Origin of the sequence: Cellulomonas cellasea, from assembly GCF_030372105.1 — a bacterium.
GTDB classification, from domain to species: domain Bacteria; phylum Actinomycetota; class Actinomycetes; order Actinomycetales; family Cellulomonadaceae; genus Cellulomonas_A; species Cellulomonas_A cellasea_A.
Genome location: NZ_JAUDBQ010000026.1, coordinates 1 through 11,773, shown reverse-complemented (window position 1 = coordinate 11,773; position 11,773 = coordinate 1). Strand labels below are relative to the sequence as shown.

Here is an 11,773-nt window from a genome sequence, read left to right as displayed (position 1 = left end):
GGGTGTATGTTCATGCACATGACTTTCACGGTTGCCGTCGCCGGCGCCAGCGGCTACGCCGGTGGCGAGATCCTGCGCGTGCTGCTCGGCCACCCCGACGCGAAGATCGGCGCGCTGACCGCCCACAGCAACGCGGGCACACAGCTGGGCACGCACCAGCCGCACCTGCGCAGCCTGGCCGACCGCGTGCTCGCGCCCACCTCCGTGGACGAGCTCACCGGCCACGACGTCGTCGTCCTCGCGCTGCCGCACGGCGCCAGCGGCGAGGTCGCCGCCGCGCTCGCGGAGCGTGGCGACCAGGCGATCGTGCTCGACCTCGGCGCCGACCACCGGCTGACGGACGCGACCGCATGGCAGGACTACTACGGCAGCGCGCACGCCGGCACCTGGCCCTACGGCCTGCCCGAGCTGCTGCACTCGGGCGAGCAGACCGCCGCCCAGCAGCGCGCCGAGCTCGCCACCGCGCGGCGCATCGCCGTGCCCGGCTGCAACGTCACGGCCGTGACCCTCGGCCTGCAGCCCGGCGTCGCCGCGGGGCTGATCGAGCCCACCGACCTGGTGGCCGTGCTCGCCAACGGGTACTCCGGCGCCGGTAAGAGCCTCAAGACGCACCTGCTCGCCAGCGAGGCCCTCGGCAGCGCGCAGCCGTACGCCGTGGGCGGCAGCCACCGGCACATCCCCGAGATCCGGCAGAACCTCACCGTCGCGGGCGCCCCCGACGTGACGATCTCCTTCACCCCGACCCTGGTGCCGATGTCGCGGGGCATCCTTGCCACCGCCACAGCCCGTCTCGTGCCGGGGACCGATCCGGCCGCCGTGCGCCAGGCCTGGGAGGCCGCCTACGCCGACGAGCCCTTCGTGCACCTGCTGCCCGAGGGGCAGTGGCCCAGCACGGCGGCCACCCTGGGCGCCAACACCGCGCTGGTCCAGGTCGCCGTGGACGAGCGGGCCGGCCGCGTCGTGACCGTCACGGCCATCGACAACCTGGTCAAGGGGACCGCCGGCGGCGCCGTGCAGTCCCTCAACATCGCGCTCGGGCTTCCCGAGACCACAGGCCTCGCGCTGAACGGAGTCGCACCGTGACCGTCACTTCCCCCCAGGGCTTCCGGGCCGCCGGCGTCACCGCGGGGCTGAAGGCCTCCGGGCGCCCCGACCTCGCGCTCGTCGTCAACGACGGCCCGCTGCACGTCGCCGCTGGCGTCTTCACCACGAACCGCGTGGTGGCCGCGCCGGTGGTGTGGTCGCGGCAGGCCGTCGCCGACGGCGTCGCCCACGCCGTCGTGCTGAACTCCGGCGGCGCCAACGCCTGCACGGGCCCCGAGGGCTTCGCCGACACGCACCGCACCGCCGAGCACGTCGCGCAGGCGCTGGACACGTCGCCCGGCGACGTCCTGGTGTGCTCCACCGGCCTGATCGGCGAGCGGCTGCCGATGGGCCTGCTGCTGCCCGGAGTGGACGCGGCCGTCGAGGCGCTCAGCCCGGACGGCGGCGACGCCGCGGCCACCGCGATCATGACGACGGACACCGTCGCCAAGACCGTGCACATCGCAGGCGACGGCTGGTCTGTGGGCGGTATCGCCAAGGGCGCGGGCATGCTGGCGCCTGGGCTCGCGACGATGCTCGTCGTCCTCACCACCGACGCCGCGCTCACGGCCGCGGAGGCGGACGCCGCGCTGCGGGCGGCCACCCGCACCACCTTCGACCGCGTCGACTCCGACGGCTGCATGTCCACCAACGACACGGTGCTGCTGCTCGCCTCGGGCGCCTCAGGCGTCACCCCGGAGCCCGCCGCGTTCCTCGACGCGCTTGCCCAGGCCTGCGCCGGGCTGGCCCGCGCGCTGGTCGCCGACGCCGAGGGCGCCAGCCACGACATCGCCGTCACAGTCGTCAACGCGACCACCGAGGACGCCGCCGTCGCGGTGGCCCGCGCGGTCACCCGGTCCAACCTGTTCAAGGCGGCCGTCTTCGGCAACGACCCCAACTGGGGCCGGGTGCTCGCCGCCGCCGGCACCGTGCCCGTCGACGTCGCGCCCTTCGACGCGGACCTGCTGGACGTCAGCATCAACGGCGTCCAGGTCTGCCGTGCCGGTGGCGTGGGGGAGGACCGCAGCCTCGTCGACTTGGCGTCGGCCCGTGAGGTGCAGGTGCTGGTCGACCTGCACGCCGGGGACGCCAGCGCCACGGTCTGGACCAACGACCTGACCCACGACTACGTGCACGAGAACAGCGCGTACTCCACATGAGCGACCAGAGTGACGAGGATTTCGTGTTCAACACCCGCACCGACCTGCGCGCCGACCAGAAGGCGGAGGTCCTGATCGAGGCGCTGCCCTGGCTGCAGCGCTTCAACGGCGCGCTCGTCGTCGTCAAGTACGGCGGCAACGCCATGATCGACGAGAAGCTCAAGCGGGCCTTCGCCGAGGACATGGTCTTCCTGCACCAGGTGGGCCTGCGCCCGGTGGTGGTGCACGGCGGCGGCCCGCAGATCAACACGATGCTCGACCGCCTCGGCATCGAGAGCGAGTTCCGCGGCGGCCTGCGCGTCACGACGCCCGAGGCGATGGACGTCGTCCGCATGGTGCTCACGGGCCAGGTGTCACGTGAGCTCGTCGGGCTGCTCAACGCCCACGGCCCGCACGCCGTCGGCCTCTCCGGTGAGGATGGCGGCCTGCTCCAGGCCCGCCGCCGGCACGCCGTGGTGGACGGCCAGCTCGTCGACGTGGGCCTGGTCGGCGATGTCGTCCAGGTCAACCCGTCGGCCGTGCTGGACCTGCTGGACGCCGGGCGGATCCCCGTCGTCTCCACTGTCGCGCCCGACATCGACGACCCCACGCATGTGCTCAACGTCAACGCCGACACGGCCGCCGCGGCGCTCGCGGTCGCCCTCGGCGCGCGCAAGCTCATCGTGTTGACGGACGTGGAGGGGCTGTACACCAGCTGGCCGGACCGCACGTCGCTGGTGCGCCGCATCCGGGCCAGCGAGCTCGCCGACCTGCTGCCCAGCCTCGACGCGGGGATGCGCCCCAAGATGGAGGCCTGCTGGCGCGCCGTCGAGGGCGGGGTCGGCCGGGCGCACGTCATCGATGGCCGCGAGCCGCACTCGATCCTCGTCGAGGTCTTCACCACCGAGGGCATCGGCACGATGGTGCTGCCCGACGACGAGCCCGTCCCGTCCCCGTTCACCGGCCAGGTCCCGGTGGTCGGCGTCGACGTGTCACACATCGGAGGAACGCCATGAGCGCCGAGCTCCACCCGCAGGACGCCGCCGCAGCCGCGCTGGTGACGCCCGACTCGGGCGCGCACTGGGCGCAGCGCTACTCGGCCGCGCTGATGGACACGTTCGGCGCCCCGCAGCGGGTGCTCGTGCGGGGCGAGGGCGCGTACGTCTGGGACGCCGACGGCAACCGGTACCTCGACCTGCTCGCGGGCATCGCGGTCAACGCCCTCGGCCACGCGCATCCCACGCTCACGGCGGCGATCTCCGCGCAGCTCGGGACGCTCGGCCACGTGTCGAACTTCTTCGCGACGCCCACGCAGGTGGCGCTCGCCGAGCGGCTGCTCGCCCTCGCCGAGGCGCCCGAGGGGTCGCGGGTGTTCTTCGCGAACTCCGGCACGGAGGCGAACGAGGCCCTGATGAAGATGGCGCGCCGCACGGGCCGCCCGCGCGTGCTCGCCCTCGAGGGGTCGTTCCACGGCCGGACCATGGGCGCCCTCGCGCTGACCCACAAGGCCGCCTACCGCGAGCCCTTCGAGCCGCTGCCGTCCGGGGTCGAGTTCCTCCCGTTCGGCGACACCGACGCGTTGGAGGCGGCGTTCGCCGACGGCGGCGCGGACATTGCGGCGCTGGTGCTCGAGCCGATCCAGGGGGAGGCGGGCGTGCGCCCGCTGCCGCCCGGCTACCTGGCGTTGGCCCGCAAGCTCACCGCCGAGGCCGGCGCGCTGCTGGCCCTCGACGAGGTGCAGACCGGCATGGGCCGCACTGGCGCGTGGCTGGCGCACCAGCACCCGCACCTGGGCGGAGGGATCCGGCCGGACGTCGTGACCCTCGCGAAGGGGCTCGGCGGCGGGTTCCCGATGGGCGCGATCATCGCCTACGGCGAGCACGCCGCGACGCTGCTCGGGCGGGGCCAGCACGGCACCACGTTCGGCGGCAACCCCGTCGCCGCCGCGGCCGGGCTCACGACGATCGGAGTGATCGAGCGTGACGGGCTGCTCGCGCACACCCGCGAGCTGGGCGAGACGTGGCGCGCGGACATCTCCGCGCTCGGCCACCCGCTGGTGGCCGGGGTGCGCGGCGAGGGCCTGCTGATCGCCGTCGAGCTGACGGCCCCGGTGGCCGCGCAGGTCGCCGCCCGGGCGCTCGAGGCCGGCCTCATCGTCAACCCGTGCACCCCCACGACGCTGCGCCTCGCGCCGCCGTTGATCCTCACAGCCGAGCAGGCGGGCCAGTTCACGGCCTTCCTCGCCGGGCTGCCCCACGACCTCGCCCCGGAGGCCTGACATGGCGCGCCACTTCCTGCGCGACGACGACCTCGACCCGCGCGAGCAGCATGAGGTGCTCGAGCTCGGGCTCGCGTTCCGCGACGACCGGTTCTTCCGCACCCCGCTGACGGGGCCGCGCGCCGTCGCCCTCCTCTTCGACAAGCCGTCCACCCGCACCCGGGTGTCGTTCGCCGTGGGCGTCGCCGAGCTCGGTGGCTACCCGATGCTCATCGACGGCGCCAGCTCCCAGCTCGGTCGCGGTGAGCGCGTGGAGGACACCGCCCGCGTGCTGGACCGCCAGTGCGCCGCGATCGTGTGGCGCACGTTCGCCCAGGAGCGGCTCGAGCAGATGGCGTCGGCGTCGGCGGTCCCGGTCGTCAACGCGCTGACGGACGAGTTCCACCCGTGCCAGGTGCTCGCCGACCTCACCACCGTCGCGCAGCTCCGCGGCGGCGTGGACGCGCTGCCCGGAATGACGCTGGCCTACCTGGGCGACGGCGCCAACAACATGGCCAACTCGTACCTGCTGGGCGGTGTCACGGCGGGGTTGCACGTGCGCATCGGCACGCCCGCCGGCTACCAGCCGGACCCGGCCGTGCTCGCCAAGGCCCGGGAGATCGGGGAGGCGACGGGCGGGTCGGCGCTCGTCACCGCCGACCGGGACGAGGCAGTGGCCCAGGCGGATGTGCTGGCCACCGACACCTGGGTGTCGATGGGGCATGAGGCGTCGGCGGAGGCCCGCTCGGAGCCGTTCGCGCCGTTCCAGGTGAACACCGACGCGCTCGCGCTGGCGGCCCCCGACGCGCTGGTGCTGCACTGCCTGCCGGCGTACCGCGGCAAGGAGATCACCGCCGAGGTCATCGACGGCCCGCAGTCGGCCGTCTGGGACGAGGCCGAGAATCGGTTGCACGCGCAGAAGGCGCTGCTGACCTGGCTGTTGGAGCGATCATGAGCACGGACACCACCGGACCCGCGGCCGAGACGCGCTCGACGGTGCCCCAGACGAAGGCGGCCAGGCATGCGCTCATCACGGCGCTGCTGGCCCGCCGGTCGGTGCACTCGCAGGCCGAGCTCGCCGACGCGTTGGCGGAGGAGGGCGTCTCGGTCACCCAGGCGACCCTCTCGCGCGACCTCGTCGAGCTGCGCGCCGTGAAGATCCGCACGGCCACGGGCGCCCTGGCGTACGCGGTGCCCGCCGAGGGCGGCGACCGCACGCCACTGCTCGCCGACTCCGAGGCCCTCGCGGCGCGGCTGGCCCGGCTCTGCGCCGAGCTGCTCGTCACCGCCGAGGCCTCCGGCAACGTGGTGGTGCTGCGCACGCCGCCGGGGGCCGCGCAGTTCCTCGCCTCGGCGATCGACCACTCGATCCTGCCCGCGGTCCTGGGCACGATCGCGGGCGACGACACGGTCCTCGTGATCGCCCGCGAGACCGAGAACGGCGCCGACGGGGCCGCCCTCGCCGCGCGCTTCCTGAGCCTGGCCTCGGACGGCTGACCCCGTCCCACGACTTCCCGGCGCCCCCGCGCCGGCTGCACACCTGAACAGATTCCCTGCGATGAGAAGAGACATTCCATGACTGAGCGCGTCGTCCTCGCCTACTCCGGCGGCCTGGACACCTCCGTGGGCATTGGCTGGATCGCCGAGGCCACCGGCGCCGAGGTGATCGCCGTGGCGGTCGACGTCGGCCAGGGCGGTGAGGACCTCGAGGTCATCCGTCAGCGTGCGCTGGACTGCGGCGCCGTCGAGGCCTACGTGGCCGACGCCCGCGACGAGTTCGCCACCGAGTACTGCATGCCGGCCCTCAAGGCGAACGGCATGTACCTGGACCGCTACCCCCTGGTGTCGGCGATCTCCCGCCCGGTGATCGTCAAGCACCTGGTGCGCGCCGCCCGCCAGTTCGGCGCGACGACTGTGGCGCACGGCTGCACCGGCAAGGGCAACGACCAGGTTCGCTTCGAGGTGGGCATCACCTCGCTGGCGCCCGACCTCACGTGCCTCGCGCCGGTGCGGGACCTCGCGCTGACCCGTGACAAGGCCATCGACTTCGCGACGAAGCACGCGCTGCCGATCGAGACCACCAAGCACAACCCGTTCTCGATCGACCAGAACGTGTGGGGCCGCGCGGTGGAGACCGGGTTCCTCGAGGACATCTGGAACGCGCCGACCAAGGACGTTTACACCTACACCGACGACCCGACGTTCCCGCCGGTCGCCGACGAGGTCGTCATCACGTTCGAGCAGGGCGTGCCCGTCGCGCTCGACGGCGTGCCGGTCACCCCGCTGCAGGCCATCCAGGAGATGAACCGCCGGGCCGGCGCGCAGGGCGTGGGCCGCATCGACATCGTCGAGGACCGCCTGGTGGGCATCAAGTCCCGCGAGGTCTATGAGGCGCCGGGCGCCATCGCGCTGATCGCCGCGCACCAGGAGCTCGAGAACGTCACCGTCGAGCGCGAGCAGGCCCGGTTCAAGAAGGGCGTCGAGCAGCGCTGGTCCGAGCTGGTCTACGACGGCCAGTGGTTCTCGCCGCTCAAGCGCTCCCTGGACGTGTTCGTCGAGGACACCCAGCGCTACGTCTCGGGCGACATCCGCATGGTGCTGCACGGCGGTCGCGCCACCGTCACGGGCCGGCGCAGCGACGCGAGCCTGTACGACTTCAACCTGGCGACGTACGACACGGGCGACACGTTCGACCAGTCGGCGGCGAAGGGCTTCATCGAGATCTACGGCCTGACGTCCAAGCTGTCGGCCGCGCGCGATGTGCGGTTCGGCAACGCCGAGGACCTGGGCGCCGCGGGCGGGATCACCGGTGCCTGAGATTGACGGCGCGCGGGTGAGCCTGTGGGGCGGCCGGTTCGCCGGCGGCCCCGCGGACGCGCTCGCGGCGCTGTCGAAGTCGACGCACTTCGACTGGCGCCTGGCCGGCCATGACATCGCCGGGTCGGTCGCCCACGCGCGGGTGCTGCACGCCGCGGGCCTGCTCGACGACGCCGAGCTCGCGGGCATGGTCGACGCCCTGGGCCGCCTGCGCGCGGACGTCGCCTCGGGGGCCTTCGGGCCTGCCGAGGACGACGAGGACGTGCACACGGCCCTCGAGCGCGGCCTGATCGAGCGCGCGGGGGCCGAGCTCGGCGGCAAGCTGCGCGCCGGGCGCTCGCGCAACGACCAGATCGCCACGCTCGTGCGGATGTACCTGCGCGAGCAGGCCCGCACGCTGGGCGGCCTGGTGCTCGACGTCGTCGACGCGCTCATCGCGCAGGCCGACGCGGCGGGGGACGCGGCCATGCCCGGCCGCACGCACCTGCAGCACGCCCAGCCGGTGCTGCTGGCCCATCACCTGCTGGCGCATGCGTGGCCGCTGCTGCGCGACGTCGAGCGCTGGACGGACTGGGACGCGCGCGCCGCGGTCTCGCCCTACGGCTCGGGCGCGCTGGCGGGCTCGTCACTGGGCCTGGACCCGGCGGCGGTCGCTGCCGACCTGGGCTTCGACGCGCCGGTGGAGAACTCGATCGACGGCACCGCCGCGCGCGACGTCGTCGCCGAGTTCGCCTTCGTGGCGGCCATGACGGGCATCGACCTGTCCCGGTTCGCCGAGGAGGTCGTGATCTGGGCGACCAAGGAGTTCGGCTTCATCCGCCTGGACGACGCCTACTCCACCGGGTCGAGCATCATGCCCCAGAAGAAGAACCCCGACGTGGCCGAGCTGGCGCGCGGCAAGGCCGGACGCCTGGTGGGGGACCTCACGGGGCTGCTCACCACGCTCAAGGGGCTTCCGCTCGCGTACAACCGCGACCTGCAGGAGGACAAGGAGCCGGTGTTCGACCAGGTCGACACCCTCGCCGTCCTGCTGCCGGCGTTCGCGGGCATGACGGCGACGCTCACGTTCGACACCGAGCGGATGGCGGCGCTCGCGCCGCAGGGCTTCTCGCTGGCCACGGACATCGCCGAGTGGCTCGTGCGCGAGGGCGTGCCGTTCCGGGTGGCCCATGAGGTCGCGGGGGCCTGCGTGCGGGTGTGCGAGGAGCGCGGCATCGAGTTGTGGGACCTGTCCGACGACGACCTGGCCGCCATCTCGCCGCATCTGACCCCCGCGGTCCGCTCGGTGCTGACAGTCGAGGGCTCGCTCGCGTCCCGGTCGGCCCACGGTGGCACGGCGCCCGTCCGGGTGGCCGAGCAGCTCGAGCGCGCCCGCGCGCGCGCCACGGAACTGCGCGCCTGGACGTCGTAGGCATGGTCGACGCCCAGCCCGCGGGGGGCGCTGGAGGAGGGGACGCGGCGGCACAGGTGGCCGCCCGCGTCCTCTCCGCGCGTCCCCGGCTGGGGCCCGTGCGCCTGGTGTGCGTCGACGGCCCGGCGGGCTCGGGCAAGTCGACGTTCGCCCGGGCGCTCGCGGAGGTGCTGCGATCCCAGGGCGCCCCGGCGGCGGTGATCGGCCTGGACGACCTCTACGAGGGGTGGTCGGGCCTGTCGGGGAGCCTGTGGCCCCGTCTCCGCGCGCAGGTCCTCGAGCCGTTGCGGCGCGGGCGCCCGGGGCGCTTCCAGCGGTACGACTGGGCGGCGGAGGGCTTCGCGGAGTGGGTCGACGTCCCCGTCCCGGCCGTGCTGGTGCTGGAGGGATGCGGGTCGGCGCGGCGCGCGGCCGACCCCGACGCGGTGCTCCGGGTGTGGGTCGAGGCCCCGGCGGGCCTGCGCCTGTCCCGCGGCCTGGAGCGCGACGGGGTGGGGATGCGGGATCACTGGGTGCAGTGGATGGCCGACGAGGCCGAGCACTTCGCGCAGGAGCGGACCCGTGAGCGGGCTGACGTCCGCCTCGACGCGTACGGCAAGATGTCGACATGAGCAGTGGCCCGACGGTCGAGGACGCGGACGGCGCAGCGGCGCCCGTCAGTCCGTCCCGCCTGCCGCTCGCCGCGTCTGCCGGCGGCCCCCGAGGCCCTGCTCCCGCACGCGTCTGGTACGCCCGGGAGGCCCTGGCCGTCGCGCGCGACCTGCTCGGCGCCTACCTCACCACCCGGTCCGCCGAGGGCGACGTCACGCTCCGCATCACCGAGGTCGAGGCCTACGAGGGCGCCGAGGACCCGGCCTCGCACGCGTTCCGAGGCCGGACGGCGCGGAACGCGACGATGTTCGCCGAGCCCGGGCGGCTCTACGTGTACCGCCACCTGGGCCTGCACCACTGCGTGAACGTGGTGACCCGCCCGAGCGGGGAGCCCGCGGCCGTGCTGCTGCGCGCCGGGGAGGTCGTCGCGGGCGCCGAGCTCGCCCGTGAGCGCCGCCTGCGCGCCGGGGTCGTCGACTCCGACCGGCAGCTCGCCCGCGGGCCCGCACGCCTCGCCGTCGCCCTCGGGCTGGACCTCGAGGCCAACGGCGCCGACATCACCGAGCCGGAGGGCGCCATCGTGCTCCACCGGCACGAGGCTGCCGTCGCCGCGCCGCACATCGCCACCGGCGCACGGGTCGGCGTCGGAGGCCCCGGCGCGGACGTGAGCCGATTCCCCTGGCGTCTGTGGCTCGCCGACGAGCGCACCGTCTCCGCCTACCGCCCCGGCTATCGCCCGCCGGCGTCGGGGAGCAGCCCGCACCGCGGGACGACGTCGGCCTGAGACCAGCCACCAGTAGGAACATGAACCTCGGGGGACCTGCCCCCGACAGAGGAGAACAGCTGTGACGCACATCCTTGACGAGCTCGCCTGGCGCGGGCTCGTCGCCCAGAGCACCGACCTCGACGCGCTCCGCGCGGCGCTCGACGAGCAGCCGGTCCGGCTCTACTGCGGCTTCGACCCCACCGCGCCGAGCCTGCACATCGGCAACCTCGTGCAGATCCTCACCGTCCGGCGGCTGCAGATGGCCGGCCACATCCCCTTCGCCCTCGTGGGCGGAGCCACCGGGCTCATCGGCGACCCCAAGATGACAGGGGAACGCACCCTCAACGCGCCCGAGGTCGTCGCCGGCTGGGTCGAGCGGATCCGCCGCCAGATCGAGCCGCTGCTCGACTTCGAGGGCCCGGCTGCGGCGACGATGGTCAACAACCTCGACTGGACCGCGCCGATGTCGGCCATCGACTTCCTGCGGGATGTCGGCAAGCACTACCGCCTGGGCACGATGCTGGCCAAGGACACCGTGGCCCGCCGCCTCAACAGCGACCAGGGCATCAGCTTCACCGAGTTCAGCTACCAGGTGCTGCAGGGGATGGACTACCTCGAGCTGTACCGCCGCCACGGGGTGAGCCTCGAGACCGGCGGCAGCGACCAGTGGGGCAACCTGCTCTCAGGCGTGGAGCTCATCCGCAAGGCCGAGGGCGTCGCCGTGCACGCGCTCACCACGCCGCTGATCACCAAGGCCGACGGGACCAAGTTCGGCAAGACGGAGAGCGGGACGGTCTGGCTCGACCCCGAGCTCACCTCGCCGTACGCCTTCTACCAGTTCTGGCTCAACACCGACGACGCCGACGTGGTGGGCTACCTCAAGGTCTTCACGTTCCTCAGCCGCGAGGAGATCGAGGAGCTCGAGCGGGCGGTCGCCGAACGGCCCGCGGCCCGTGAGGCGCAGCGCGCCCTGGCCCACCACGTCACGTCCCTGGTGCATGGCGCCGCGACGACCGACCAGGTGGTGGCCGCCAGCCAGGCCCTGTTCGGCCGCGGCGACCTCGAGGCCCTCGACGTCGCCGTGCTCGCCGCCGCGGTGGCCGAGCTGCCGACGGCCCCGGGCCGGGTGGGGGAGCCGCTGGTGGACCTGTTCGCCGCGACCGGCATCGCCCCGAGCAAGGGCGCCGCGCGCCGGGCCTTCGCCGAGGGTGGCGCGTCGGTGAACAACGTGAAGGTGTCCGACGAGTCCGCGGTGCTGGCGGCCGAGCACCTGCTGCACGGCCGTTGGGCGCTGCTGCGCCGGGGCAAGCGCACGCTCGCGGTGGTCGACGTCCAGGCCTGACACACCCCGCCGTGCACCGCATCGCACCAGGCCAGTGCGGTGCACGGCGCTGTGGTCGGCATCACGCCGGGCCAAGTTGACGGGTCCCAGACCCCCGCGTAATGTTCTGGAGGTCGCCCTGCCAGGGAGGAACGGACACCGAGGATCGCACCTCGGAGGCCGGTCCCCGGGGGAGCGACCACCCCCAGCAGCAGACAGACAGCGTCTTCGGGCGCAGGGTCGGCATGCGGGGACGGAGAGCATCGGCCAGCCGCTTCGAGCGGTCGGAGCCGGTGAGAATCTCCGGTAGAGTGGAGGACATCGCCTGAGGGAAGACGCCCCAACGGCCGCCGCGAGGTGGTCAGGGAGCGGGAAAAACTCGGGTAGC

The 11,773-nt window shown here is 73.7% G+C and carries 11 protein-coding genes; all 11 read left to right on the top strand.

What is annotated here, in order from left to right; genetic code table 11:
• Positions 1 to 18 precede the first annotated feature (18 nt).
• Positions 19 to 1,083, top strand: a complete 1,065-nt coding sequence (argC, locus tag QUV83_RS17325; protein ID WP_289566178.1) for an N-acetyl-gamma-glutamyl-phosphate reductase — start codon at positions 19 to 21, stop codon at positions 1,081 to 1,083.
• Positions 1,080 to 2,243 (top strand): bifunctional glutamate N-acetyltransferase/amino-acid acetyltransferase ArgJ, encoded by a 1,164-nt coding sequence (gene argJ / locus QUV83_RS17320; protein WP_289566177.1) that lies wholly within the window; start codon positions 1,080 to 1,082, stop codon positions 2,241 to 2,243. Before argC ends, argJ begins: the two co-directional genes overlap by 4 nt.
• Positions 2,240 to 3,238: an acetylglutamate kinase gene (gene argB / locus QUV83_RS17315; protein WP_289566176.1), complete on the top strand. Its 999-nt coding sequence runs from the start codon at positions 2,240 to 2,242 to the stop codon at positions 3,236 to 3,238. The genes argJ and argB overlap by 4 nt, the downstream gene beginning before the upstream one ends.
• Positions 3,235 to 4,500, top strand: coding sequence for an acetylornithine transaminase (locus QUV83_RS17310; protein WP_289566175.1), 1,266 nt, complete (start codon positions 3,235 to 3,237; stop codon positions 4,498 to 4,500). Before argB ends, QUV83_RS17310 begins: the two co-directional genes overlap by 4 nt.
• 1 nt (position 4,501) lies before the next feature.
• On the top strand, positions 4,502 to 5,434 hold the full coding sequence (gene argF, locus QUV83_RS17305; protein WP_289566174.1) for an ornithine carbamoyltransferase: 933 nt from the start codon (positions 4,502 to 4,504) through the stop codon (positions 5,432 to 5,434).
• Positions 5,431 to 5,976 (top strand): arginine repressor, encoded by a 546-nt coding sequence (locus QUV83_RS17300; protein ID WP_289566173.1) that lies wholly within the window; start codon positions 5,431 to 5,433, stop codon positions 5,974 to 5,976. Before argF ends, QUV83_RS17300 begins: the two co-directional genes overlap by 4 nt.
• Before the next feature lie 78 nt (positions 5,977 to 6,054).
• The gene (locus tag QUV83_RS17295) at positions 6,055 to 7,296 is read left to right on the top strand and encodes an argininosuccinate synthase (RefSeq protein WP_289566172.1); all 1,242 of its coding nucleotides are present in this window, start codon (positions 6,055 to 6,057) and stop codon (positions 7,294 to 7,296) included.
• Positions 7,238 to 8,707, top strand: coding sequence for an argininosuccinate lyase (gene argH, locus QUV83_RS17290; RefSeq protein WP_436231943.1), 1,470 nt, complete (start codon positions 7,238 to 7,240; stop codon positions 8,705 to 8,707). The genes QUV83_RS17295 and argH overlap by 59 nt, the downstream gene beginning before the upstream one ends.
• Before the next feature lie 56 nt (positions 8,708 to 8,763).
• The gene (locus tag QUV83_RS17285) at positions 8,764 to 9,318 is read left to right on the top strand and encodes a uridine kinase family protein (protein ID WP_289566170.1); all 555 of its coding nucleotides are present in this window, start codon (positions 8,764 to 8,766) and stop codon (positions 9,316 to 9,318) included.
• Positions 9,315 to 10,082, top strand: coding sequence for a DNA-3-methyladenine glycosylase (locus tag QUV83_RS17280; protein ID WP_289566169.1), 768 nt, complete (start codon positions 9,315 to 9,317; stop codon positions 10,080 to 10,082). Before QUV83_RS17285 ends, QUV83_RS17280 begins: the two co-directional genes overlap by 4 nt.
• 61 nt (positions 10,083 to 10,143) lie before the next feature.
• Positions 10,144 to 11,406 (top strand): tyrosine--tRNA ligase, encoded by a 1,263-nt coding sequence (gene tyrS / locus QUV83_RS17275; protein WP_289566168.1) that lies wholly within the window; start codon positions 10,144 to 10,146, stop codon positions 11,404 to 11,406.
• Positions 11,407 to 11,773: the final 367 nt, after the last annotated feature.